The following is a 25,754-nucleotide window of genomic DNA, read 5'->3' as shown; positions in this document are numbered from 1 at the left end:
CGCCTATCCCTCCGCCGTCTGAGCCTTGGGCTGTTCCTCCGACCGAATGGCCTTCAGCCGTCCCAGCACCTCATCGCGGGGGCCGAAAGTCTCCAGCCTCCCGTCGCGCATCACCATGATCTTGTCCACGACCCCCAATATGCCCATTCGGTGCGCCACGATGATGACGGACGCCTTTTTCTTCTTGAGGTCGTCCAGCGTGGCGACCAGCCGCACCTCGCCCTCGGCATCGAGATGCGCATTGGGTTCGTCCAGGAAGACCAGGGGCGGTGTGCCATAGAGCGCTCGCGCCAATCCTACGCGCTGGGCCTGCCCGGCCGAAAGTCCGCGTCCGCCCCACCCCAGGGTCCGGTTATAGCCGCCCGGCAATTGCAGGATCATGTCGTGCGCACCGCTCAATCGGGCTGCCTCGATCACGGCATTGTCGATGGCTTCGTCTTCCTCGGACAGGAAGTTCTGGAACCGGGCGATGTTCTCCTTGATCGTGCCGGCGAACAGCGACGTGTCCTGCGGCAGATAGCCGATGAAGGCGGCCAGCCTTTCCGTATCCCAATCCTGGACGTTCGCGCCGTCAAAGCGGATCGATCCGCGCAGGGGCCGCGCCGCGCCCGACAGCATGCGCAGCAGGGTGGACTTGCCCGCCCCGCTGGGACCGACGATGGCGACGACCTCGCCCGGTTCGACGGCAAAGCTGATGTCGGCCAATATGGGACGTTCCTGGCCGGGGATGAAATGGGTGAGATGTTCGACCGCGATATGGCCGTTAGGCGGCGGAAGCCGGGTGAGGGCGATATCCGCTTCCCGCGTCGCCAGCAGGTCGTTGAGCGTCGCATAGCTTGCCCGCGCATGGACGACGCTGCGCCACGCGCCGAGCAACTGGTCGATGGGAGAGAGGGCACGCCCGACAAGGAAGGAAGAGGCAAAGATGGCCCCTGCCGAAATCTGGTTGTTGATCGCCAGCCACGCGCCGAGACCCAGTGCCAGCGATTGCAGGATGAGGCGGATGAACTTGCTGATCGCGACATAATGGCCGCCGGCGAAACTGGCGTTCGCCTGGAGGCTGAGCATCGTCTGCCGTTCGAGCAGGTGGCGGCGCACCAGCGCATGGCGCATGCCGAGCGCCCTGATCACCTCTGCGCCGGCCAGCGTCTGTTCCTGGCTGACATAGGCCTTGTTCGCGGCCTCGTTCGCCTGTTTCAAGGGCGCATTGGTGCCCTTTTCGTTGCGCCACGCTATGAAGAGCAAGGCGCCGCCGCCGACCACCGCCAGAGCCGCAATGGCGGGATGGATCAGGAAGCAGACGAGGACGTAGACCGGGCTCCAGGGAAAATCGAAGATCGACAGGATGGTCGGGCCGGTCAGCGCCTGCCGCAGCGTGTCGAATTCCCGCAGAACCTGCTTGTTCATCCTCTCGCCGGTCGACCCACGCCCGCTGAGCGTCGTGTCGAGCAACTGCCCGGCCAATTGGCGGTCCAGCCGGATGCTCGCCCGAACCAGCAGGCGCGACCGGACCAGTTCCAGCAGCGACAGGGTGCCGATGACCACCGCGATGATGATCGTCAGGAAAAGCAGCGTGAGCCGCCCCTGGCCGGCAACGACGCGATCATAGACCTGCAACATGTACAGAACGGGCCCGATGTAGAGCAGGTTCATCAAGGCGCTGAAGATCAGGGAAGAAAGGAAGTGCCGCCTGCATGAAGACAGGGCGGCTTTCATGGGGGCTGCCGGTTCATGCAGGTCAAGCAACATAACCGCCCCCTCGCCTCGAAAGCCGAGGCTATATTGTTCGGCCTATATCCTATGTTCCTAGTATAATATTCAGGCAAATTTCGGTAAATATATCAATCAGCATAGTTGGCGGTCTGTGCCGCGCTGGAACAGATATTCAGGCAGTTGCCAGATCGATCAGCGCGGCCATGTCGACATGCTCTTCCAACTGCGCCGCAATGTCGTCGAGCGCGTCGTTGACGGACGCCTGATAGTCGCCGAGCATGGATTGGCCACCCAGCCGCTCCAGAAAGGCGGCGCGAAAGCCGGTGCTGGCGAACAGGCCGTGGACATAGGTGCCAAGGACGGTGCCGTCCGGGTTCGAAGCGCCATCCGCCCGTCCGTCGTCCATCGCGGCAAAGGGGCGCGCGCAGTCGCCGCCGCTGGTAACGCCGACATGCATCTCGTAACCGGAAAACAATTTTCCGAATGCGGTCCCGCTGATCCTTTCCAGCGTCTTGACGGGGGAGAGCCGCGTTTCCACGTCCAGCAGGCCAAGCCCCTCGACGCTGCCTGGCGCTCCTTCGATGCCCTCCGGGTCCGCGATCCTGCTGCCGAGCATCTGATAACCGCCGCAAATGCCCAATATCGGCCTTCCGCGACGGTGATGGGCGCGAATGTCGATATCCCATCCCTGGTCGCGTACCGCCTGGAGGTCGGCGATGGTCGCCTTCGATCCCGGCAGGACGATCAGGGCAGCCTCGGCGGGGATGGGTTGTCCCGGCGGCACCATGACGACCTCGACGCCCGGTTCCAACTTCAACGGATCGAGATCGTCGAAATTGGCGATGCGCGGCAGGATCGGGCAAGCGATCATCAACCGGTCGCCGGCGTGTTTTTGTCCGCGTTCCAGTATGACGGCGTCCTCGCTCGGCAAGCGGGCCGCGGCGGTCAACCAGGGAATGACGCCAAATCCCTTCCAGCCCGTCAACTGCTCGATATGGCGATAGCCGTCCTCGAACAGCGCAGGATCGCCGCGGAACTTGTTGATCAGGAAGCCTCGGACCATCGCCGCATCTTCGGGATCGATCACGGCCTTCGTACCCGCGATCGCAGCGATCACGCCGCCCCGGTCGATGTCGCCCACCAGGATGACCGGCAGACCGGCGGCTCGTGCGAAGCCCATATTGGCGATGTCGCCCGCGCGAAGATTGACTTCGGCAGGCGAGCCCGCGCCCTCCACCACGACAATGTCGCATTGCGCCTTCAGCCGTTCGTAGCTTGCGAGAACCGCCTCCAGCAGTTCGCCGCGCGCGGACCGGAAATTCCCCGTGCCCAATGTCCCGCGCAATTGGCCGTGAACGACAAGCTGCGACGTGCGGTCGGCCTGGGGTTTCAGCAGCACCGGGTTCATGTCCGTATGCGGATCGACTCCGGCAGCGATCGCCTGAAGCGCCTGCGCGCGCCCGATCTCCCCGCCATCCACGGTGACGGCGGCGTTGTTCGACATATTCTGTGGCTTGAACGGGCGCACCCTGTACCCACGACGCGACAGCGCGCGACAGACGCCTGCCACCAGCAGGGACTTGCCGACGTCCGAACCCGTTCCCTGAAACATGATCGCAGCCATGCCGCCGCTCCTGCATGGGGCGGGGCATGGTTACAAGCGTTTAGAGCATCGTGCGCAAAAGTGGGAACCGGTTTTGCGCTTAAAGCGATGCGACAACAAAAGCTTAGAGCGCACGACTTGCGTACGATTTAACGCAGCGCGCTCTAGTGGCTGTCAGCCGAACGCGTTGCGCCGCATCTCCACGGCGTCGATAAGCATGCCGCCCGCCATGAACACGCTGCCGGTGCACGCCAGCGCCAGCAGATGCCCGCCCGTGCCGGGATATTGCTGCATATAGACGATGCCCCGCTCCGTCGCGCCGAGGGCAAGCGCGTAGATGACCAGGAACGCCTCGAACTTGGTCTTGATGGTAAAGAGGCGCTTGATCCGGTCCATCCGATCCCACTCGCAGGCGCTGTGTTGCCGCTAGGGAATTAAATCGCCCGAAAGCTGCAAATGGTCAACAAGCGTTAACCATGATTGTTCGATCCGGGCGATCAGGCGCGTATCGGCGAGATCGTCCGGCGCGATGGCTTCGGGCCAATAGGCGTCGATGATCCCGGCTATATTGTCCAGCCGGGCCTCATCGACCAGAAAACGCGGGTCGATATTGGCGGGATCGGCCACCACGCGCAGCCTCAGGCAAGCAGGGCCGCCGCCATTGGCCATGGATTGCCGCACGTCGACTGGAATGATCTGCCGGATGGGGCCATTGCCCGCGACCATGGCTTCCAGCCACGCCCATACGCCCGGAATATCGCGTGCCTCGGTCGGCAGGACCAGGGCCATGCCGCCATCGGGCAGTGTCACCAACTGCGCATTGAAGATATAGCTGCGGATCGCCTCCGCCAGGCTGACGGCGCTGGCGGGAACCTCCACGATCTCGGCCGACGGCAGCAAGACACGCAGATCGGCATAGAAACGATCCTTGTCGGCGAAGGCCTGCTCATGGGTGAAGAGGACGCGTTCATTCGCGACCGCGACCACATCATTGTGGAACGCGCCAGCCGCAATCGCCTCTTCCGATTGCATGACGAACAGCGTCCGTCCCGGATCGAGCCGGTGCAGCCGGGCGACCGCCTTGCTTGCCTCAACATGCTGGCGTGCGGGGAAGGGACCGCCGGACTGGCCATAGACGAAGATTTCCACGCCCGCCTCGCCATGGCTGTCGCACAGCCGCATATGGTTGGCCGCGCCTTCGTCGCCAAAGGGCGCCGGGACCGGGCCATGCACCGCAAAGGCGCTTCGGTCCGAAAAGGCTAATCGCAACTGCGCCAGCGTCTGCGGCCATTCATGGCTGCGATGCGGCATGGTGACGAGGTTGGCGACTGTCAAATGGGTCAGCCCGTCCGCCGTGTCGGCGGCGGGGGAAACCGTGGCGGCGTTGGCGGCCCACATGGACGAGGCGGACATGGCGGCCGCACGGATATGCGCCTCCGCATTGCCGACATCGGTGCCGAGCGCGGACAGCCAGGCGCCGTCGGGCCGCCATTGCGGCAGGAATATCCCCTGCGACAGCCCCAGACGGATGTTGGAGCGCATCTTCTCTATCCCCTGGAGCGCTGCCGCTTTGGGATGGGAAACCGCTCCCGCATTGCGCGATGAGGCGAGATTGCCGAGGCTGAGGCCCGCATAATTGTGACTGGGGCCGATCAGGCCGTCGAAATTGATTTCCCTGACCGTCATGCCCGCTCCGCCACGGTGAAATTCTGCCCCGGCTCCAGCCGCAGCAATTCCGCTGAAGCCCGGTCGAGCGAGACGTTGCCGTCGTCATTCTCAAGGAAAAAGCCGTAGGCGCAGCGATAATCGGCCAGTCGTCCGGTTGTGATCAGCACCTTTTCACCTCCCTTGTCATGCACGGCACCCAGGGTGACGTCCCGGGCATGCGCGATGGTCCTCAGGCTGTTGATCTGTCCCACCATCGTCGGCCCTCCGTCAAAGATATCGACATAGCCGGGATTGGTGAAACCCTCCGTCTCCAACATCCGCATCGCCGCGCGGCCGTTGGGATGCGGCATGCCGATCACGCTGCGGGCGCTGTCGGTCAGCATGGCAGTATAGATTGGCGTCTTGGGCATCAGGTCGGCGATGAACTGGTTGCCGTTCACGGCGTTGAACTCGTCCGCTTCCTGAAAGCTCATGCCGAAGAAGCGCCCGGCCAACCCGTCCCAGAAAGGCGATCCCCCGGCCTCGTCGATCACGCCGCGCAGTTCCGCGATGATCCGTTCGCCGAAACGGGCGCGATGGTTGCGGATATAGAGATAACGGCTGCGTGCCAGCAGCAGGCCCAGCCCCTCCGCCCGCTCGCGCGGATGCAGGAACAGGCCGCCTACTTCGGTCGATCCTTCCAGATCGGTGACGAGCGAAAGCATCTCTGCCCGGAAGGTGCGCGAAAGCTCTCGGCTGTGCTGGGTCAGCACGCCCAGCCGATAGGAGTAGAAGGGCCAGCTTTGCCCGACCGTGCTGAAGATCTGGCAGGTGCCGCGAACCTGCCCTGTCTGGCCGTTTTCCAGCACCATGACGATCAGTTCGTCTTCGACACCTTCTGTCTGGCGGGACAGGGCCTGTTCGGTCCGCTCCAGCTTGGCGCCCAGTGACTTACGGTCCGGCGGCAGATTGGTGAATCCCCCCCCGGTCAGTTTCGCCATTTCATAAAGGGTCTGTAGATCGTCGGCTCGCGCCGTGCGCATGAAAAAACTCACGCCTTCATCCCCTTCATGGAAAACGCCCCTGCGCCATACGCAGCAATGCCAGCGCCGAAAGCTGCGCGCGTTCGGCCAGGCTCTCTACGATAAGATATTCCGAATCGCTGTGGATGTTGCCGCCGCGTACTCCCATGGTGTCGACCACGGGCACACCGCATGCGGCGATGTTATTGCCGTCGCAAACACCCCCCGTATCCCGCCAGCCTATCGCGAGCCCCATATCCTCCCCACATTGCCGGACCAGTGCGAACAGCGTTTCCGCCTTTGCATCCATCGGTTTGGACGGGCGGCCGAAGCCCCCATGGCGATGCATCGTCACCTCATGGTCTCGCGATACCTGGCGGATCGCCTTGTCCAGCATTTGCCGCGCCGCCTCTTCGTCGGGGGGCGTTCGCGGTCGGAAATTGACGTGGAGAATGGCGTGGTCGGGAACGACATTGTTGGGACTGCCGCCTTCGATCCGCGCCGGATTGCAGGAAAGGCCTCCGCCGCTGCCCGCCTTCAGCCGTAGGGCAAGGTCCGCGGCCGCGAGCAGCGCGTTGCGGCCATCATCCGGATTGCGGCCCGCATGGGCGCTTTTGCCCGTTACGACGATGGCGAAATTGCCGCTGCCCGCTCTTGCGCCCGCAAGCGTACCGTCGGGAAGGGCCGGTTCATAGGTGAAGGCGGCGCGCTTTCCCGCGGCTGCTTCCCGAAGCAATGGGGCGGAGGAGGGGCTGCCCACTTCCTCATCGCTGTTGATGATCACCTCATAGCCCAGATTTCCGGCTTCGGGCGCCGTCTCCAGAGCACACAGCGCCGCCAGCATGACGGCAAGGCCTCCCTTCATATCCGCCACGCCCGGTCCGTTCAGCGTCAGCGGATCGATCCAGCGCAATGCTTGGAACGCATGATCGGCGGGGAACACCGTATCCATATGACCGGTAAGCAAGATCTGCACCGCTGCATCCGGCCGGACGGTCAGTCGGATATGCTGCCCATGGGCCATCGTCGTCAGTCTGCCATCGGGAGCCACCGCCTCCACCGGCGCGGCATCGATCAGGCGCAATGCGCCCGGCAATGGTGCAAAGGCATCCGCCAGCATCCCGGCCATGGTGGAAAGACCGGCCAGGTTGCGTGACCCGCTGTTCACCCCGGCCCATTTTTCGGTTTGCGCGAGCATGGGTGCCGCCGCGGCCTGTCCCATCACCTTTCGTTCAAGCGATGAAATTCCTCTCATCCTCGCGACCCTATCAGAGCGAAGTCGACGCCTCCACCCCGTTCAGAAGGCGCCGGTCAGAAGCTGTAGGTCAGCGTAAGCCGGCTCAACGTATCGAAGTCCCGTGCCGACAGCAGCGTTTCCGATTCATATTGCACATTATAGGACATGGCCGCCGACCATCGCGTCCCGACCTTGGTCTCCAGCGATGTCAGGGAATTGATCGTATAGACGTCGCTTTCCGCATAACCCGACGCCACCTGCTTGAAGGTCAGCATGGGCGCCAGTCGCCAGGCCAGGTCCATGGATGCACGCGCGCCCAATTTGGTTTCCCGTTCGCCGATCACATATTTGGCGTGACGGATCGAAGGACCGGCATCCAGCGACAGGTCGATCGGATCGCTGACGATCAGCTTGTAGCCGATTCCGACCGAGGCGGTGTAACGCTCGTCATAACCGATCGAGGTGTCGCGCTCGAACTGGGTCAGGCCATAAGCGAAGCCGCGAGGATCGAATTCGTAGCGGGGTTCGTAGCTCGCCGTATAGCGCTCGCGCGAGGTGATGCCATTGGCTCGCCGATAATCGATGCTGGCCGCAAGCTTGTGCGACCATTGGATGCCGGTTCGCTTGAGCGCAGCGCTGGCGCTGATGCCGATTTCGCTGGTGGAGCCGGTCGAACGGAACCCGCCTGCCTCGACCTTGCCGGTCCACAGTTCGGTGAAGCGCGCCTCCCGGATCACGGTATCGCGGGTGGCCTTGGTCCGTTCCTTCCAGCTGTTGACCATGCGCTGTATCTCATCGGCCGAACCGGGATTGGTCTGCTTGGCGATCTTCGCGACAGTGGCGATCTCGGTTTCATTGCCGTTCGCGATCGCCGCCTCCAGCATTTCGCGCACGGAGGAGGGGAGCAGGACCGGATAATCGGCCCATGCCGGCGTCGGGATGAGGAGCGGGAGAAGGGCCAGCCAATAGCGCATGGCCCTTCTCATACCGACATGATGGCCGATTTTAACCCTCTTTTCAGATCAACGCCCTGAATTCGTGCAGGATATCGCGGTATAGCTTGCGCTTGAACGGCACGATCAGGTCCGGCAGCGATTCGGGATCGGCCCACTTCCAGTCGCGGAATTCGGGATGCTTGGTCCGTATGTCGATGTCGGCATCGCTCCCCAGGAAGCGCGCGAGGAACCAGAATTGCCGCTGGCCGCGATATTTGCCGCCCCACAGCTTGCCGATCAGTTCGGGCGGGAGGTCGTAGAAATGCTCTTCCCGCGCCTTGGCGATGATTTCCACATGCGCCTGATCGATTCCCGTTTCCTCGTTCAGTTCGCGTAGAGCGGCGGCCTTCATATCCTCGCCATCGTCAATGCCGCCCTGCGGCATCTGCCAGGCTTCGACCGCATTATCGATCCGCTGGCCGACGAAAACCTTGCCATCCATGTTGACGAGCATGACGCCGACGCAAGGCCGGTAGGCGTGTTCTGAATCATTCGGCATCGAGGCCATCATAGTCCCTGATCGTTGTTCCGGGGCATGCCTTTCGAACATGACCTTTTTGCGGTGCAAGAATAAGCGGCGGGGAGCCGCGCGTCCATGGATGAAAATCGCCGGGGCGGTGATTTGTGTTCCAAATGGAATGAGTGACGCAAAAGAGATGCTTGGAACCGGGGTGGCCCAATGGCATGGGAAAACCCATGACTTCTCCCGTCATCCTCTGGTTTCGCCAGGACTTGCGCCTGTCCGATCAGGCCGCCCTGGCCGCTGCCGTTCATGAAGGCCCGGTGATTCCGGTCTATGTGCTGGATGACAGCGCGCCTCGCCAGTGGAAGATGGGCGGGGCGTCGCGCTGGTGGTTGCATCACAGCCTGAAGAGCCTGGATGAAAAGCTGCGCAGCAAAGGTTCGCGGCTCATCCTGCGACGGGGAGAATGTGCCTTGGAACTCGCCAGGCTTGCGCAGGAAACCGGCGCCCGTCGGGTTCATGCCCTGCGCCATTATGAGCCATGGTGGCGCAATGCGGAAAAGGCGGTGGGACGGGAACTTGACCTGTGCCTGCATGATGGCGGGCTGTTGCTGCCGCCCGGTGCGGTGCGAACCGGAAGCGGAGGCCCATATCGCATCTACACGCCCTTTTATCGGGCGCTGATGGATCAGATGCCGCCCGCAGCACCGACTCCGTCGCCGTCGCGAATCGCGACAGTCGCCCGATGGCCGGATGGCGATGCGCTGGAGGATTGGCATCTCCTGCCGAAAAACCCGGACTGGGCCGTCGCCTTTGCCCGCGACTGGACGCCTGGCGAGGAGGGCGCGCGTGCCAATGTCGCCGCTTTCCTGGATGAGGTCGGCGACTATCCGGTTGCCCGCGACCTGCCTTCGCGGGAGGGAACGTCGCGTCTGTCGCCGCACCTGCATTTCGGGGAGATTTCCCCGGCCCAAGTCTGGAATCGCATCGGCAAGGCGCCCGCCGATGCGACGATATTCCTCAAGGAACTGATCTGGCGCGATTATGCGCATACGCAGATTTGGACGATGCCGGCTTATGGCTCGGAAAATGCACGAGCAGCGTTCGACGCCATGCCATGGCGCGATTTGCGGGAGGCAAAGACGGACTTCAAGGCCTGGACGAGCGGCCGCACCGGCTATCCGATCGTGGATGCGGGCATGCGCCAGCTTTGGGCGACGGGCTGGATGCACAATCGCGTGCGTATGATCGCGGCCAGTTTCCTGATCAAGCATCTGTTGATCGACTGGCGCCATGGCGCGCGCTGGTTCTGGGATACGCTGGTCGACGCCAGCTACGCCAATAACAGCGTCAATTGGCAATGGGTCGCGGGCAGCGGCGTGGACGCCAATATCTTCTTCCGTATCATGGCGCCGCTGACCCAGTCCGAGAAATTCGATGCCGCCGATTATATCAGGAAATGGGTGCCTGAACTGGCGCATCTGAACGATCATCATATCCACGATCCGGAGATCCATGGCGTCCGTCCGGCGGATTATCCGTCCAAATGCATCGGACACAGAGAGGGACGAGAAAGGGCGCTGGCGGCATATCGCCATGGCAAGCCATGATTGCGACGGCGTAAACCATCAGGCAGAGTGCTGGAATGAACGCAATTGATCCCCGTCGCGGCAGGGCAGCGATTCCGGTTCGGCGTCGACTGGACCCGCGCGATCACGGCTGGCTGGGACGATGGGTGGGCCAGCAATTCCATCGGCTGCTCGACCGTATCGATGAGGGACTGGAAAGGGGATCGCTGCACGCGATCCTCCCGGACGGGAGCCGGCGGCTGCTGGGCTGTCGGGCGGCCGGGCCGGAATGCGAAGTGCATCTGCTGCGCTGGCGGGCCTTGCTACGCCTGATCACCGGCGGTTCGGCGGGCTGGTACATGGCCTGGGCGCGGGGTGAATGGACCAGCCCCGACCCGGTCCCGCTGTTCGAACTGTTCATGGCCAATGCCGTTGCCTTGGGCAATGTCGCCCGTCCCGCCGGTCCCGCGCGCTGGATGGGGCAGGCGATGCACTGGGCACGACGCAACAGCCGCAAGGGGTCGCGCCGGAACATCGCCTATCATTATGATCTGGGCAATGATTTCTATGGCCTCTGGCTCGACAGGAACATGCATTATTCCAGTGCCTTGTTCCGCGATCCCGAGGATCGAATCGAAAGCCTGGAGCGGGCGCAGCAACGGAAGGTCGATGCGATTCTCGACCGGCTGAACCTCAAGGAAGGCGATTCCCTGCTGGAGATCGGCTGCGGTTGGGGCGGTCTGGCCGAACAGGCGATGGAGCGCTGTGCGATCCGCTATGACGGTCTCACCCTGTCGGTCGAGCAGGCGGAATATGCGCGAGACCGGCTGGGGTCTGGGGCCAACATCATCCTGCGCGACTATCGCGACGCCCAGGGGCAATATGACGCGATCACCAGCGTGGAAATGGTGGAGGCCGTCGGCGAACGCTATTGGCCTGCTTATGTCGAGGCGATCGCGCGGCTGCTCAAGCCCGGCGGCCGGGCGGCGATCCAATATATATTGATCGATGACGCCCTATTCGAAAATTATGCGCGCGGCGCCGATTTCATCCAGACCCATATCTTCCCCGGCGGCATGTTGATGTCCGAAAGCCGCTTCCGTCGGTTGGCGGAAGAACAGGGGCTGCAATGGCGGGACGTCCACCGTTTCGGCCCCATTATGCGGAGACGCTGCGGCGCTGGCGGGAACGCTTCGACCGTGCGATCGACAAGGGGCATTTGCCCTCCAGCTTCGACCAGCACTTCGTCGATCTGTGGCGCTATTATCTCATGTATTGCGAGGGCGGTTTCCGGGGCGGCAGCATCGACGTCGCGCAGGTGACGCTGGTGAAATCCTAGATCCGGACTCGATGGCCGGTCGGCGTGTCGGCCACGACCAGATCGGCTATGGCGTTCCCCACGACCGACGGGTCCTTGAGCGTTGCGGCATCCTCACCGGGGAAGGCGCGCGCCCGCATCGCGGTTCGCGTGGCGCCCGGATCGACGATATGGGTGCGGATGGCGGAGATGTTCTTCACTTCCTCGCCATAGGCGCCGACCAGCGTTTCCAGCGCCGCCTTGGACGCGCCATAGGCACCCCAATAGGCCCGCGGCTGCGCGCCGACCGATGAGGTGAGCGCCACCACGCGGGCATCGTCGCTTGCCCGGAGCATAGCGTCAAAGGCGGCGATCAACGCTTGGGGCGCGGCAATGTTGAGCGTGAGCAATCGGGCGAATTCCTTGGCATCGATGGCGGGAACCGAAGCCAGGCTGCCCAACGTCGCGGCATTCAGCACGAGAATATCGAGCGCCTGCCAACGTCCCGAAATGGCCTGCGCCAACCGTCCGATGCTTTCACCGTCGACCAGATCGAGCGGTGCGATGGTTGCGCTGCCGCCTGCCTGATGGATGCGGTCCTCCACCTCTTCCAGCGCGCCCCCGGTCCGCGCGGTCAGGATGACATGAGCGCCCGCAGCGGCCAGAGCTTGCGCAGTGGCGGCGCCGATGCCCCGGCTCGCGCCGGTCACGAGGGCCAGTTTACCGGAAAGAGGCTGCGTCGACATGGAATTTCCCTCATGAGGGTCAGGCAGGGACAAGCCCGATGCAGCAAGGCGCCGGACTTGTCCATTCAACGGCTGAAAAAGGCGGTCAGACGACCCGCTCGGCCAGCAGTTCGAGTTGGTTCTGCACCACGGCCTCGTCCTGGTCGGTCAGCGTGGTGGGATAGTCGCCGGTGAAGCAGGCATCGCAATATTGCGGCCGGATGTCGGCCCGCTTCGCCTCGCCCAGCGCCTTGTAGAGGCCGTCGATCGAGATGAAGGACAGGCTGTCGGCGTGGATGAAGTCCTGCATCCCGTCAATGTCCAGGCGGTGCGCCAGCAGTTTGGTGCGCTCCGGCGTGTCGACGCCGTAGAAGCAGCTATGCCTGGTCGGCGGGCTGGCGATGCGCATATGCACCTCCTTGGCACCCGCTTCGCGCATCATCTGCACGATCTTGAGAGATGTGGTGCCGCGCACGATCGAATCGTCGATCAGGACGATGCGCTTGCCCTCGATCAGGGCGCGATTGGCATTATGCTTCAGCTTCACGCCCAGATGGCGGACCTTGTCGCCCGGCTGGATGAAGGTGCGGCCGATATAGTGCGAGCGGATGATGCCCAGTTCGAAAGGAATGCCTGACTGCTGGGCATAGCCGATCGCCGCCGGAACGCCGCTGTCGGGCACCGGGATGACATAGTCCGCTTCGACCGGATTTTCGATGGCCAGTTGTGCGCCGATCGCCTTGCGGACCGAATAGACGCTGGAGCCGTCGACGATCGAATCGGGGCGGCTGAAATAGACATGCTCGAAAATGCAGGGGCGGGCATGGCTTTCGCCAAAGGGGCGGTGGCTGCGCACTTCGCCGTCATGCGTGACGATGACGAGTTCGCCGGGGTCGATCGAGCGGACATAGTCCGCGCCGACCACGTCGAAGGCGACGGTCTCTGAGGCGAAGATCGTCGAATCGCCCAGCTTGCCCATCACCAGCGGCCGGATGCCCAGCGGATCGCGGCAGGCGATCATGCCCTCGGGCGTCATGACGATCAGGGAATAGGCACCCTCGACCTGCTTCAGCGCATCGATGAACTTGTCGAGCAGCGTACGATAGGTGGAGGTGGCGACCAGATGGATGATGACCTCTGTGTCCGAGGTCGACTGGAAGATGGACCCGCGCCGGATCAGTTCCCGGCGCAGCTTCATGGCATTGGAGATATTGCCGTTGTGCGCGACGGCGAAACCGCCCGAACTCAGCTCCGCATAAAGCGGCTGGACGTTGCGCAGCGAGGTTTCGCCGGTGGTCGAATAGCGGACATGACCGCAGGCTGCGCCGCCCGGCAGGCCCCGAATCACTTCGTCGCGGTCAAAATTCCCGGCCACATGCCCCATCGCCCGATGGGTATGGAAATCATGGCCGTCCCAGCTCGTGATGCCGGCGGCTTCCTGGCCGCGATGCTGAAGCGCATGAAGGCCAAGCGCAACCATGGCGGAGGCGGTTTCAGCATTGAAAACGCCGAAAATACCGCATTCCTCACGCAGTTTGTCGTCGTCGAACGGATTCGTCGTAAACATGGGTTTTTGGTGGTCCACTGCCAATCCTGTCCGCTCCCATCGGGGGCGGCTTTGGCGCGCATATAGTGTGTCAGGGACGATTTGTCGCCTGCCTGTCACAAAAAAGGGTCGCGGCGCCGCCCGATCGCGATTTTCCGAAGAGCGACATTGGGTAAAAGGTCCACTGGCCTTGAGCGTTTTCGAAAGCTAATAGCCTTCTCCCATGCATCGCTTTGCCAATCCTGCGCGCTTCCTCAAGATTGTCCGGCCGCTGACGGCCTGGCTGTTCTGGCCGGGGCTTATCCTGCTGCTCGTCGGGGCGGGTTGCGGCCTGTTCGTGACGCCCGCGGACTATCTTCAGGGTGATACGGTGCGCATCCTTTATATCCACGTGCCTGCCGCCTGGCTGGGCATGGGCGGCTGGACGGGCATTGCCGTGGCGGCACTGATGCAGCTTGTCTGGCGCCATCCGCTTGCCGCCGTGGCTGGACGGGCGATCGCCATGCCTGGTGCCTTTTTCACGGCGGTATGCCTTGTCACCGGATCGATCTGGGGGCGCCCGACCTGGGGCACCTGGTGGGAATGGGACGGGCGCATGACCTCCATGCTGGTGCTCTTCTTCCTCTATCTCGGCTATATCGCCCTCGCCAATGCGAGCGCGCGGCAGGGGAACGGTGGGGTCAGTCCGGTAACTGCCATTTTCGGACTGGTCGGCGCGATCAACCTGCCCATCATCAACCGGTCGGTGGTGTGGTGGAACAGCCTGCATCAAGGCCCCAGCATCACGCTGCGGGGATCGAGCATCGACAATGCGCTGCTCTGGCCGCTCGGTTTCACCCTGATCGGATTCACCTTGCTTTTCGCCGCGATCGTGTTGATGCGCATGCGCGCCATCCTGGCACAGAACAAGATCGAAGCACGGATGCAGCGGCTTGCTCGGGGATGAGGACGCGGGGGTAAGGGAATGAACCAGTGGGCATTCGTGATCGGCGCCTATGCGCTGACCTTTTCGGGCACCGCCGTCATCAGCATTCTGAGCTGGCGCGCGATGCGCAGCGCTGAAGCCAGGGCGCGGCAGTTGGCGGACCGGGCATGAAGGCAAAGCATCAACGGTTGATCCTGGCCGTGGTCGCCCTCGCCGCCCTGATCGGTGCGGGGTTGCTTGCGGCGTCCGCGCTCAAGGACGAGGCCGCCTATTTCTATGTCCCTAACGACGTCAGGACCAAGGGCGTCGAGCCCGGCCGGGCGATCCGGCTTGGTGGCATGGTGGTCAAGGGCAGCCTGAAGCGCGCGAGCGACGGCGTCACCATCCATTTCGACGTCACCGACGGCAAGGCTAAGGTTCCGGCCAGCTTTAAGGGCATTACGCCCGACCTGTTCCGGGAAGGATCAGGTGTTGTGGCGGAAGGCGCTTTCGATGCCGCCGGCACCTTCCAGGCCACCAATCTGCTCGCCAAGCATGACGAGCGCTACATGCCGCGCGAATTGCAGGGCATGCAATATGACGAAGAGACCCACAAGATGAAGGCGGACCAGTGAGCGGGGAACGGCGCGGATGATTGCTGAGGCCGGCCTTGCCGCATTATGGCTTGCCGCCTCGCTGGCGCTGCTCCAGCTTGCTCTGGTGGCGATCGGCCTTGCGGGCGGCAAAAGCGATCTGCTGGGCGCGGTGCGGCCCGTCGCCGTGGCGCAAGGGTGCTTGACGGCAATCGCCTTTGCCCTGCTGATCACGCTGTTCCTGCGATCCGACATGTCCGTCCTGCTGGTCGTTACCAACAGCCATTCGATGAAGCCCTGGCTCTACAAATTCGCCGGGACCTGGGGCAATCATGAAGGGTCCATGCTGCTCTGGGTGACGGTCATGGGCGTGGCAGGCGCCGCCGTCGCCCTGTTCGAACGCGCCCTGCGGCGTGAAACGCACATGGCGACGCTGGGCGGCCAGGCGGCGATCAGCCTCGGCTTCTATGTCTTCCTGCTCTTCGCCTCCAATCCCTTCGCGCGGATCGATCCGGCCCCGGCGGACGGGCAGGGGCTCAATCCGCTGTTGCAGGACCCCGGGCTCGCCTTCCATCCACCGACCCTCTATCTTGGCTATGTCGGTCTTTCCGTGGCCTTTTCGTTCGCGGTCGGGGCGCTGCTCACCCGGCAGGTCGACGCCGCTTTCGCCCGTGCCATGCGTCCTTGGGTGCTGGGTGCCTGGATCTTGCTGACGCTGGGCATCACGGCGGGCAGCTATTGGGCCTATTATGAACTGGGCTGGGGCGGCTGGTGGTTCTGGGACCCGGTGGAGAACGCCTCCCTCATGCCCTGGCTGGCGGCGACCGCGCTGCTGCATAGCGTGACCGTGCTGGCGACCCGCGATGCGCTGCGCGCCTGGACGGTGATGCTGGCGGTGATCGCCTTTTCCATGTCGATGGTCGGCACCTTCCTGGTCCGGTCCGGTATCCTGACCAGCGTGCATGCCTTCGCCGTCGATCCGGAGCGGGGGACCTTCATCCTCGTTCTGCTCGGCATCTATATCGGCGGCGCGCTGGCGCTGTTCGGCTGGCGCGTGGGCGCGGTACGCGAAGGCGCGCCGTTCGAACTGGTCAGCCGGGAAACCATGCTGGTCGTCAACAACCTGCTGCTTTCGGTGATCCTGGGGCTGGTGCTGATCGGCACGCTCTATCCGCTGCTGACGGAGGCTTTCGGCCATAAGGTGTCGGTGGGTGCCCCCTATTTCGACCGGATTGCCGGGCCGATCGCGCTGGCTTTGATGGTCGTCATGATCCTGGGGCCGCTGACCCGATGGCGCCGCGACAGGATGCGCGAAGTGGGCCGGCGCATGGCGATCCCGCTTGTCGCAGGGGCGGTCGTTCTGATCACGCTTGCCATGTTTGCCTGGGGCCGGATCGGCATCCTGCCTTTCCTGGGGCTGGTGATCGCGCTGGCGGTCGCCGTGGGCAGCTTGGCGCCGCTGTGGAAGCGCAACCTGCGCCGGACGCCGCTTTTCACATGGGGCATGGTGATCGCGCATCTGGGCTGCGCGGTCAGCCTGGCGGGCATGGCCTGCGATTCAGCTTTCACGGTCGAGAGGCTGGTGGCCGCACGTCCCGGCGACATGGTGGAGACGGCGGGCTGGACGCTGCGGTTCAAGCAGATAATCCCGATCGCGGGTGATAACTGGACCGCGCTTCAGGCCGATGTGGAGGTGAGCCGGGGCGGTAGCGAGCCGGTCCTGATGCATCCGCAATCCCGCTTCTTCGCGTCTCCGCCCACCCCCACGACCGAGGCGGCCCTGCTGACGCGCTGGAACGGCCAGCTTTACGTCGTGCTGGGTCAGGAGGCCGATGAGGGCCGCTGGCAACTGCGCATCTGGTGGAAGCCTTTCGTGACGCTGATCTGGCTGGGTGGCTTCCTGATCGCGCTGGGCGGTGCCCTGGCGCTGGTCGGACGGGAGCGGCGGGGATGGCTCCTCAAATGGCGGGCCCGGAAGGCCACGGAGGCTCTCGCATGAGGAAGCTGCTGATCTGGCTGCCACTTCTGCTTTTCCTCGGTTTTTTCGGCCTGTTCGCGAGCGGGCTGCTGCGTCCGGACGACAGGATCATCACCTCGAAGCTGGTCGGCAAGCCGCTTCCGCCCTTTGTCCTTCCTGCCGCGGCCAGCGACCGCCCGCCGCTGGCGAATAGTGAACTGGCCAGCGGCAAGCCCCGCCTGCTCAATATCTTCGCCAGTTGGTGCGTGCCCTGTGCCGCGGAAGCGCCGCAACTCATGGCCCTCAAGCAGGCCGGCGTGGAGATCGACGCCATCGCCATCCGCGATGCCCGGCCCGATGTCGACGCCTTCCTCAAGCGCTACGGCAATCCCTATGCCCGGATCGGCCTTGATGCCCGGAGCGAGGTGCAGATCGCGCTCGGCTCTTCCGGTGTGCCGGAAAGCTTCGTTATCGATGGCAAGGGCCGCATCGCCTATCAGCATGTCGGTGACATCCGCGAGGATGATGTGCCGATGATCCTCGACCGGCTGAGGCGCGCGCAATGAGGGGGCTGCTGGTCATGCTCCTGTTGATGTTGAGCGCGCCCGCCCTGGCGCAGTCCGCGCTGCCGCCCGCACCCTATGCCGACCGTCAGATCGACGATCCGGCGCTGGAGAAGAAGGCGCGGACGCTCATGGAGACTATCCGTTGCCTCACCTGTCAGAGCCAGTCGATCGCGGACAGCAACGCCAGCATGGCGGGCGACCTGCGCTCCCAGATTCGGGAACGTATCATGGCGGGCGAGCAGCCCGAGCATATCCGCGCCTGGCTGATCGAGCGCTATGGCGACTGGGTGAGTTATGAGCCGACGGCCGAACCGATCCTATGGCCGCTATGGGCTGCCCCGCTGTTGTTTCTGGGGCTGGGGCTGCTGATCGTGCGCGGCCGAATCAAGCGGAGGCGGTCATGACGGGTTGGATCATCGCGATTGTCATGGCGGTGGGCGCTCTTGTCGCGATCCTGGCCGTCGGTCGTATACCGCGCTCATCCTGGGAAATCACCGCGGCGGCATTGCTGCTCGGTCTTGCGGGCTATGCATGGCAGGGGCGGCCCGCCCTTGCCGGGGCATCCCGGCAAGCGGAGGAAAAGAGCGGAGCCGCCTTTGATGAAAAGCTGGCCGAGCAGCGCCGCGGCATGGCGGAACGCTATGGCAAGGCGGGCCAGTGGCTGTTGCTCTCCGACGGTCTTGGGCGACAGGGCAAGACCAGGGAAGCGGCCAATGTGCTGCTTTCGGGCCTGCGGGAAATGCCCGACGATCCCAATTTGTGGCTGGGCTTCGGCAATGCGCTGGTGGCCCATGCCGGAGGCGTCATGTCGCCTGCGGCGGACTTTGCCTATCGGAGGGCCATGGCGATCGATCCGGGTGGACCGGCGCCGCGCTATTTCTACGGTTTGGCGCTCGCCCGCGCGGGACAGCTCAAGGAAGCGCGGGCGCTTTGGGGCCCGCTCGCCGCCAGCGCGCCCGAAGGCAGCGAGATCCGCAAGGAACTGGAAGGCAATATCGCGCGTATCGACGCCATGCTGGGTTCCCAAAGCCCATAGCGCCGATCAGGCCCACCGACGCATTGCCTAGACCATGGAGCCATGATAGGGCGCGGCGGTTTGCGGGGGCTTATGGAATGACAAGACGGGCCGCTTCCCCGTTCAGGTGTCCAAAGATCATGACAATTCGGCATTTTCTTCATGGCTGACGCGACCAACACCGGCGCCGTGCATGCGGAGGACGACGCCCAGGGTCATGGCCATGCCGGGCAGAAGGCGACGCTGAAGCTGGTGGTGGGTGCCATCGGCATCGTGTTCGGCGACATCGGCACCAGCCCGCTTTACGCCTTCCGGGAAACCTTTGCCGGGCATCATCATCTCGATCTCGATCCCGATCACATATTGGGCGTCATCAGCCTGATGTTCTGGTCGATGATGCTGGTGGTGACGCTGAAATATGTCACCGTCATCATGCGCGCCGACAATAAGGGGGAGGGCGGCAGCCTGGCCCTGCTGGCGCTGATCAACGGCCAGACGAAGACCCAGCGCTGGTCGCGCGGGATCGTGCTGCTGGGGGTGTTCGCGACCTCGCTCTTCTACGGCGACTCGATGATCACCCCGGCGGTCTCGGTGCTTTCGGCGGTCGAGGGCCTGGCCGTCTACAACAGCAACCTCGCGCCGCTGATCCTGCCGGCAGCGATCATGATCCTGCTGGGGTTGTTCTGGATTCAGGGACTGGGGACGAATCGCGTCGCCTCGCTCTTCGGCCCGATCATGCTCTTCTATTTCCTGACCATCGCGGTGCTGGGCATCATCAGCATCGTCAAGACGCCGGGCATCCTGCACGCCTTCAATCCCTATTGGGCCTTCATGTTCTTCGTCACCGATCCGCTGCCCGCCTTCCTGGCGCTGGGCGCGGTGGTGCTGGCGGTGACGGGGGCGGAGGCGCTTTATGCCGATATGGGCCATTTCGGCCGCAGCCCGATCCGGGTGTCCTGGCTGGCCTTCGTGCTGCCTGCGCTGATGATGAACTATATGGGGCAGGGCGCGCTTCTGTTCCGGGAGGGGGCGGCGGCGCTGCACAGCCCCTTTTACTATCTGGCGCCGCAATGGGGACAATTGCCGCTGGTCGGCCTTGCCACACTGGCGGCGATCATAGCCAGCCAGGCAGTGATTTCGGGCGCCTTTTCCGTGACGCAGCAGGCGATCCAGCTCGGTTTCATGCCGCGTCTGCGCATCGCCCATACCAGCGCGTCGACCGCGGGTCAGATCTACATCCCCCTCATCAACTGGGGGTTGATGGTGATGGTCATCCTGTTGGTGCTGGTGTTCCAGACCTCATCGAACCTGACCGCGGCCTACGGCATCGCCGTCACGGGCGCCATGTTCATCGACAATGTGCTGCTGACCGTGCTGCTCTACCGCCTGTGGAAGTGGCCCTGGTATTATTCGGCTCCGCTTTTGACGGTGCTGTTCCTGGTCGACGGCGCCTATCTGGCGGCCAACCTGACGAAGGTGCCTGCCGGCGGCTGGTTCCCGCTGTTGATCGGCTTTGTCATCTTCACGCTGCTGACGACCTGGTCGCGCGGACGCAGGCTGGTGCAGGATCGCCTGCGCGAAGCCGCCATGCCGATCCCGGTGTTCGTGGCATCCGCCGCCAACAGCGCGGTAAGGGTGCCGGGAACGGCGGTATTCATGACCTCGACGCCCGACGGCGTGCCCCATGCGCTGCTGCATAATCTCAAGCACAACAAGGTGCTGCACGAACGAGTGATCCTGCTCACCGTCAAGATCAAGGACGTGCCCGTGGTCGAGGATGACGGCCGGTGCCGGCTGGAGGATCTGGGTCGGGGCTTCTACCGCCTCGTCCTGCAATATGGCTTCATGCAGGAACCTGACGTGCCCGCCGCGCTCAAGAATGTCACCGGCTGCGGTCAGGCGTTTCGGATGATGGACACCAGCTTCTTCCTGGCGCGCCAGACATTGCTGCCCTCCGCCAAGCCGGGCATGCCGCTCTGGCGGGAGAAGATTTTCGCCTGGATGCTGCGCAATGCGGAAAGTGCGATGGAATTCTTCCGCCTGCCGACCAACCGCGTGGTCGAACTGGGCAGCCAGGTCGAGATTTGATCTCGATGAATGAGGGCGCGGCGTTCGAACGCCGCGCCCACCCTGTCACATAGCTGCGAATCAGGCGGCGTCGCGATCCTTGCCGTTGATGTCGACCAGTTGACCGCCATTAATGGCGATCTTCTTGGGCTTCATGGCTTCGGGTATTTCGCGGACCAGCTCGATGATCAGCAGGCCGTCGGCCAGATCGGCCTTTTCCACCCGGACGAAATCGGCCAGTTCGAAACGGCGCTCGAAGCTGCGATTGGCGATGCCGACATGAAGGAATCTGGCGCGGTCGCCGCCCTGCGATTCTTCCTTCCGGCCCGTCACCTGGAGCAGGTTCTGCTGGGCGGTGATGTCGATCTCGTCGGTGCGGAACCCGGCAACGGCCAGCGTCACACGATAGCGATCATCGGAGAGCCGCTCGATATTGAAGGGGGGGTAATTGTCAGCCTGCTGCAACCGCGCGTTATTTTCGATCAGGTCGAACAGGCGGTCGAAGCCGACGGTGGAACGACGATAGGGGGTCAGGTCAAAACCACGCATTGTCATAATCTCCTAAGAGCAAAATGATCCTGCCGGACCCGATCTGGCATCCGGCGAAACGCTGTCCGACCCCAAGCGGCGGCCGGACAATGCGGATATGGTTCGACGTCAGGGTGTTTCAAGTGGGACAGGCAAAGCGATATGCTCGCCCGATACGGAAGCCGTCGTTGCATGACGTCACAACCGGACAGCCGATCCTTCATTTCGAGGGCAGCATCGATCGACGGCGGGCAGAACGAAGAAAAGTACCCGGGCCGTGCTGCCACGACCCGGGTACTAATGGACGATTGCTCGTCTCCCCCTTGGCCTGCCTCGACCGCTTCTTAGCCCCCTAAGCTCGAAGCGGGATGCAGTATCCCTGAACCACGGCCATTTACCTGTGCTTCGAAGCCTGTGCTATGGACTGCGCAGGCCGCTGTCACGGGCTATTTATGCTCCCTGTGATTTTCCCGATCATGCTGTGGCGTCGATGCAACAATCGGGCAATGCTTGCCGTTGATCGATACCGTGCTAGACGGGCAAGCCATATCCTTATCAAGAGGCCATTCCGCGCCATCATGATTCTATCCCGATACGAACGGATGATCGCCAAGCGTTATCTGCTGCCCGGCAAAGGAGAGGGGTTCATCTTCCTCGTTGCCGGGATCAGCCTGGTTGCGGTGATGCTGGGCGTGGCCGCGCTCATCATCGTGATGAGCGTCATGAACGGCTTCCGGGCCGAACTGTTCGACAAGATCGTCGGCCTCAACGGCCATGCGGTGGTGCAGGGCTATGGCGGGCGCCTGCCCGATTGGAAGGCGGTGCTGAAGGAAGCGAAGGCGACGCCGGGCGTCGTCAGTGCGACGCCGCTGATCGACCAGCCCTTGCTGGGCAGCTTCCAGGGACGGGTGGAGGCCGTGCTGGTCCGCGGCATGACCGTCAATGACATTCGCAACAATGCGACCTTGAAGGCGAAGGTTGTCGCGGGCAATTTCGATGCGCTGACCCCCCATGGCGGCAAGGTGGCGATCGGATCCCGGCTGGCCGAGAATATGGGCGTCCAACTCGGCGACAATATCACGATCATCAATCCGGCGGGGCGTTCCACCCCCTTCGGCACCGTGCCGCGCCAGGTGTCCTACCAGGTCGCCGCCATCTTCGAAGTCGGCATCTATGATTATGACAAGGCCTTCGTCGTCATGCCGATGGAGGATGCGCAGACATTGTTGCTGCTGGGCGATGTGGTCGGCATGATCGAAGTCCAGACGGTCAATGCCGATCAGGTCGGCGCGATCCTGGAGCCGTTGGCGGGCAAGGTCGCGGGCCGCGCCGTCATCACGGACTGGCGTCAGATGAACGCATCGCTGTTCGAGGCGCTGGCGGTCGAGCGCGTGGCGATGTTCGTCGTCCTGTCGATCATCGTGCTGGTCGCGGTGTTCAACATCCTCTCCTCGCTGATCATGCTGGTGCGCGCCAAGACGCGGGACATAGCCATATTGCGGACCATGGGTGCCAGCCGGATCGGGTTGGTGAAGATCTTCATGACCGTTGGCGTCACCATCGGCACGTTGGGCATGGCGGCGGGCATGGTGCTGGGCTTCACCTTCCTCTTCTTCCGGCAGAGCGTGGTGAATGCGATCCAGTTCCTCACCGGGCAGAATCTCTGGGACCCCTCGATCCGGTTCCTGACCGAACTGCCGGCCAAGCCCGATCCCGTGGAGATCACCATCATCTGCCTGATGGCGCTGATCTTCAGTTTCCTTGCGACGCTCTATCCGGCGTTCAAGGCCGCCAATACCGATCCCGTGCAGGTGCTGCGCTATGAATGACATATTGAAGGTCAGCGGTCTCCAGCGCAGCTTCACCCAGGGGGGCGTCACCATAGAGGTGCTGCGCGGCGTGGACCTGTCGGTCCGGACAGGCGAGATCGTCGCGCTGCTGGGGCCGTCGGGGTCGGGCAAATCGACCCTGCTTCAGGCGGTGGGTCTGCTGGAAGGCGGCTTCGACGGGTCGATCCGCATTGGCGGCGAAGAGGCGGCGCAACTCGACAATGACGGGCGCACCCGGTTGCGGCGGGATGCGCTGGGCTTTGTCTATCAGTTCCATCATCTGCTGCCCGATTTCAACGCGATCGAGAATGTCGTCCTGCCGCAGGTCATCCGCGACGTGGACATGGGCACGGCGCGGGCCCGTGCCGAATCCCTGCTGGGATCGCTGGGGCTCGGCCATAGGCTGGAGCATCGGCCGAGCCAGCTTTCGGGCGGCGAGCAACAGCGCGTCGCCGTGGCCCGCGCGCTCGCCAACCGGCCCGCGCTGGTGCTGGCCGACGAGCCGACCGGCAATCTGGATGAACGGACCGCCGACATCGTGCTGGCCGAATTCCTGCGCCTGGTCCGGGAGGAAGGTTCGGCCGCACTGGTCGCGACCCACAATGAGAGGCTGGCCGAGAAGATGGACCGGGTGGTTCGCCTGCACGAAGGCGTGCTGGAGGATGGTTCAGGCCACCTGTGAGGCGGCGTCCCGCACCGTTGCGATCACGATCCGGTCGCGGCCCTGACTCTTCGCGCGCAGCAGCGCCGCATCGGCGGTCCGCAGCAGCGTTTCCGCCCGGCCATGATCGGGAAAAGCCGCAAGGCCGAACGATGCCGTGACCGGTCCCAGTTCATCGCCGCGATGCTCGACGCGCAAATCCTGTATCTTCTGTTGGACCATGCGCGCACGGTCCAATGCTTGATCCAGGTTAAACCCGGGCATCAGCAGCACGAATTCTTCTCCTCCCAGACGAAAAGCGCAGTCCTTTTCGCGAAGAGCCTCATGGAGTACGTCGCCAACCGCGCGCAGCACCGCATCGCCCGCATCATGACCATGATTGTCGTTGAACCGCTTGAAATGGTCGATATCGATCATCAGGCACGCCATGGGCGCATCCTTGCTTTCGGCCAGGGCGATCTGTTCCTTGAACACCGCATCGAAGCGGCGCCGATTGGCAAGGCCGGTCAAAGGATCGGCCATCGCCATCTGTCGCAACGCGTCCCGCAAACGTAGATTGGCTAGCGCGAGCCCGATATTCTCCGCCAGCATCTCCAGATATTTTTCCGCGCGGTTTAGCTGGTCGGCGGGCACATTGTCGGGCTGCTCGAAATAGAGCAGGCCGATGCTTTCTCCCTGCGCCGTCAACGGGATGCATATGGTCGCGATGGCGCTCTGGCCACCCAGATGTTCGCACGGAATATCGATCAGTTCGCCCGTCGGTTTGTGGGTCTGGCCACGGCGCAGCGCCCAGCAGGCGGAAGGCGCAAATTCCGGCGCTTGTGACTGGCGGGGTTCAAGCCACTGACAGGCCTGGACCATGGCATTGCGCCGCATGTCCTGAATATAGAGCCGGCCTGCGAAGCCGGGTGCGATTTCCGGCGCGAAGCGGCCGACGATGTCGACCAGATCGCCTATACTGTCGCAACCCTGCAAACGCTGCGTCATGCGCGACAGTTGATCCCGGGTGACGCGATCGGCGTCACGCTCCTGTTCCAATCGTTGCCGTTCCAGCCCGTTTTCGCGGAAGATGCGCACGGCCTGCGCCATGTCCCCGATTTCGTCCACTTGCGGAAGTTCGGGCGGGACGGCGGCGAAATCCTGTGCCGCCAGCCGCGTCACCACGTCACTCAGTCGCACCACCGGCCGCAGGATGCGCTGTTTCAGGATGAAGTACAGCACGCACAGGAAAAGCAGGGCAGTCGCACCCAACATGAGTTCGGACATGAAGCGCCACTGCCGGGCGGTATCGGTCGCCCGCCGGACGGAGGCTTCGGTCCGCTGATCCAGCATATATTGGAATTTGCCGACCTGAGCGGCAACCCGATCCAGTTCGCGGCCATATTCATCGCCGAACAGGATTTTGCGCCCAGTTTCTCCATCGCCCTTTTGCGCAGCCTGGATGGCGGCTTCCTGCTCGTCGACAAGGGCGTCCGCCCAGCGCAGCGCCTGTTTCAGAGCCCCCAGTTCGCTGATATTGGCGCCTGCGTCCTGAAGATGGGCAACCCTCTGTTCGACCGAATGCAATTCGGCCTTTTCCCGACGATAGGCGATGACATGGGTGGGATCGCCCGTGATCACGAAACTGCGTGCCTGCTCCGTCTGGCGATAGACATCCTCCTCCAGGGTCGCTGTCATCTGGTCGAAGGCCGAGCGTTGCTCGACGGCGGCGCGCTCGGTCTGTTCGGCGCTGGATGCCATCAGCATGACGGTGCCCGACGCCAGCGTCAGGAATACGGTGGCACCATAGGCGTAGTTGGTGATGGTGGATAAACGCAT

General features: G+C 63.4%; 23 protein-coding genes and 1 pseudogene. 12 read left to right on the top strand and 12 right to left on the bottom strand.

From position 1 onward, the window contains the following. Positions 1-3: 3 nt before the first annotated feature. The 8 genes from YP76_RS07560 to YP76_RS07525 form a co-directional block, all read right to left on the bottom strand. Positions 4-1,716 (bottom strand): type I secretion system permease/ATPase, encoded by a 1,713-nt coding sequence (locus YP76_RS07560; RefSeq protein WP_046763277.1) that lies wholly within the window; start codon positions 1,714-1,716, stop codon positions 4-6. Positions 1,717-1,885: 169 nt separating this feature from the next. Beyond that, positions 1,886-3,337, bottom strand: a complete 1,452-nt coding sequence (locus tag YP76_RS07555; RefSeq protein ID WP_046762981.1) for a cobyric acid synthase — start codon at positions 3,335-3,337, stop codon at positions 1,886-1,888. Between the two features lie 153 nt (positions 3,338-3,490). Beyond that, the gene (locus YP76_RS07550) at positions 3,491-3,712 is read right to left on the bottom strand and encodes a hypothetical protein (protein WP_046762980.1); all 222 of its coding nucleotides are present in this window, start codon (positions 3,710-3,712) and stop codon (positions 3,491-3,493) included. Positions 3,713-3,742: 30 nt separating this feature from the next. Next, a complete protein-coding gene (locus YP76_RS07545) occupies positions 3,743-5,002 on the bottom strand; it encodes an N-succinylarginine dihydrolase (RefSeq protein WP_046762979.1) in 1,260 nt (419 codons plus the stop codon). Beyond that, complete coding sequence (locus YP76_RS07540) at positions 4,999-6,018, bottom strand: arginine N-succinyltransferase (protein WP_046762978.1); 1,020 nt, start codon at positions 6,016-6,018, stop codon at positions 4,999-5,001. The genes YP76_RS07545 and YP76_RS07540 overlap by 4 nt, the downstream gene beginning before the upstream one ends. Positions 6,019-6,031: 13 nt before the next feature. After that, entirely contained in the window at positions 6,032-7,207 is a 1,176-nt protein-coding gene (locus tag YP76_RS07535) for a hydrolase (RefSeq protein ID WP_408640428.1), read from the bottom strand. 89 nt (positions 7,208-7,296) lie between these two features. Next, positions 7,297-8,196: a DUF481 domain-containing protein gene (locus YP76_RS07530; protein ID WP_046762976.1), complete on the bottom strand. Its 900-nt coding sequence runs from the start codon at positions 8,194-8,196 to the stop codon at positions 7,297-7,299. Between the two features lie 43 nt (positions 8,197-8,239). Next, positions 8,240-8,725: an RNA pyrophosphohydrolase gene (locus YP76_RS07525; protein ID WP_046763276.1), complete on the bottom strand. Its 486-nt coding sequence runs from the start codon at positions 8,723-8,725 to the stop codon at positions 8,240-8,242. A gap of 188 nt (positions 8,726-8,913) precedes the next feature. On the opposite strand from YP76_RS07525, the gene YP76_RS07520 reads away from it, so the two are divergent. Both YP76_RS07520 and YP76_RS07515 read left to right on the top strand, forming a co-directional pair. Then, positions 8,914-10,290, top strand: coding sequence for a cryptochrome/photolyase family protein (locus YP76_RS07520; protein WP_046762975.1), 1,377 nt, complete (start codon positions 8,914-8,916; stop codon positions 10,288-10,290). A gap of 35 nt (positions 10,291-10,325) precedes the next feature. Continuing rightward, positions 10,326-11,587 (top strand): annotated as a pseudogene (locus tag YP76_RS07515) (class I SAM-dependent methyltransferase). Here the strand turns inward: YP76_RS07515 and YP76_RS07510 are convergent. Next, positions 11,584-12,291 carry an SDR family NAD(P)-dependent oxidoreductase gene (locus tag YP76_RS07510; RefSeq protein ID WP_046762974.1) on the bottom strand — a complete coding sequence of 236 codons (708 nt, stop codon included), beginning with the start codon at positions 12,289-12,291 and terminating at the stop codon, positions 11,584-11,586. The pseudogene YP76_RS07515 and the gene YP76_RS07510 sit on opposite strands and share 4 nt — an antisense overlap. An 85-nt stretch (positions 12,292-12,376) precedes the next feature. Continuing rightward, positions 12,377-13,837 carry an amidophosphoribosyltransferase gene (gene purF, locus YP76_RS07505; RefSeq protein WP_046762973.1) on the bottom strand — a complete coding sequence of 487 codons (1,461 nt, stop codon included), beginning with the start codon at positions 13,835-13,837 and terminating at the stop codon, positions 12,377-12,379. 202 nt (positions 13,838-14,039) lie between these two features. Between purF and ccmC the strand changes: the two genes are divergently transcribed. The 8 genes from ccmC (at position 14,040) to YP76_RS07470 (ending at position 20,939) form a co-directional block, all read left to right on the top strand. After that, positions 14,040-14,762, top strand: coding sequence for a heme ABC transporter permease CcmC (gene ccmC / locus YP76_RS07500; RefSeq protein ID WP_046762972.1), 723 nt, complete (start codon positions 14,040-14,042; stop codon positions 14,760-14,762). Between the two features lie 18 nt (positions 14,763-14,780). Further along, positions 14,781-14,912, top strand: a complete 132-nt coding sequence (locus tag YP76_RS29045; protein ID WP_269748625.1) for a hypothetical protein — start codon at positions 14,781-14,783, stop codon at positions 14,910-14,912. Continuing rightward, positions 14,909-15,355 carry a cytochrome c maturation protein CcmE gene (gene ccmE / locus YP76_RS07495; protein WP_046762971.1) on the top strand — a complete coding sequence of 149 codons (447 nt, stop codon included), beginning with the start codon at positions 14,909-14,911 and terminating at the stop codon, positions 15,353-15,355. The genes YP76_RS29045 and ccmE overlap by 4 nt, the downstream gene beginning before the upstream one ends. Positions 15,356-15,371: 16 nt before the next feature. After that, positions 15,372-17,312 (top strand): heme lyase CcmF/NrfE family subunit, encoded by a 1,941-nt coding sequence (locus YP76_RS07490; RefSeq protein ID WP_046762970.1) that lies wholly within the window; start codon positions 15,372-15,374, stop codon positions 17,310-17,312. Then, positions 17,309-17,836 (top strand): DsbE family thiol:disulfide interchange protein, encoded by a 528-nt coding sequence (locus YP76_RS07485; protein ID WP_197707427.1) that lies wholly within the window; start codon positions 17,309-17,311, stop codon positions 17,834-17,836. The genes YP76_RS07490 and YP76_RS07485 overlap by 4 nt, the downstream gene beginning before the upstream one ends. Next, positions 17,833-18,240 carry a cytochrome c-type biogenesis protein gene (locus YP76_RS07480; protein WP_046762968.1) on the top strand — a complete coding sequence of 136 codons (408 nt, stop codon included), beginning with the start codon at positions 17,833-17,835 and terminating at the stop codon, positions 18,238-18,240. The genes YP76_RS07485 and YP76_RS07480 overlap by 4 nt, the downstream gene beginning before the upstream one ends. Then, positions 18,237-18,872, top strand: coding sequence for a tetratricopeptide repeat protein (locus tag YP76_RS07475; RefSeq protein WP_046762967.1), 636 nt, complete (start codon positions 18,237-18,239; stop codon positions 18,870-18,872). Before YP76_RS07480 ends, YP76_RS07475 begins: the two co-directional genes overlap by 4 nt. Positions 18,873-19,013: 141 nt before the next feature. After that, positions 19,014-20,939 (top strand): potassium transporter Kup, encoded by a 1,926-nt coding sequence (locus tag YP76_RS07470; RefSeq protein ID WP_046762966.1) that lies wholly within the window; start codon positions 19,014-19,016, stop codon positions 20,937-20,939. A 60-nt stretch (positions 20,940-20,999) separates the two neighbouring features. Here YP76_RS07470 and YP76_RS07465 read toward each other — a convergent pair whose 3' ends face one another. After that, entirely contained in the window at positions 21,000-21,467 is a 468-nt protein-coding gene (locus tag YP76_RS07465) for an Hsp20 family protein (RefSeq protein WP_046762965.1), read from the bottom strand. Between the two features lie 557 nt (positions 21,468-22,024). On the opposite strand from YP76_RS07465, the gene YP76_RS07460 reads away from it, so the two are divergent. Then, positions 22,025-23,275, top strand: coding sequence for a lipoprotein-releasing ABC transporter permease subunit (locus YP76_RS07460; RefSeq protein ID WP_046762964.1), 1,251 nt, complete (start codon positions 22,025-22,027; stop codon positions 23,273-23,275). After that, a complete protein-coding gene (locus YP76_RS07455; protein WP_046762963.1) occupies positions 23,268-23,957 on the top strand; it encodes an ABC transporter ATP-binding protein in 690 nt (229 codons plus the stop codon). Before YP76_RS07460 ends, YP76_RS07455 begins: the two co-directional genes overlap by 8 nt. Here the strand turns inward: YP76_RS07455 and YP76_RS07450 are convergent. After that, positions 23,943-25,754, bottom strand: a complete 1,812-nt coding sequence (locus YP76_RS07450) for a diguanylate cyclase (RefSeq protein WP_046762962.1) — start codon at positions 25,752-25,754, stop codon at positions 23,943-23,945. The genes YP76_RS07455 and YP76_RS07450 overlap by 15 nt on opposite strands.

This window comes from Sphingobium chungbukense (assembly GCF_001005725.1).
Classification (GTDB): domain Bacteria; phylum Pseudomonadota; class Alphaproteobacteria; order Sphingomonadales; family Sphingomonadaceae; genus Sphingobium; species Sphingobium chungbukense.
The sequence above is the reverse complement of the archived record's forward strand: the minus strand, read 5'-3'. Positions and strand labels throughout refer to the sequence as shown.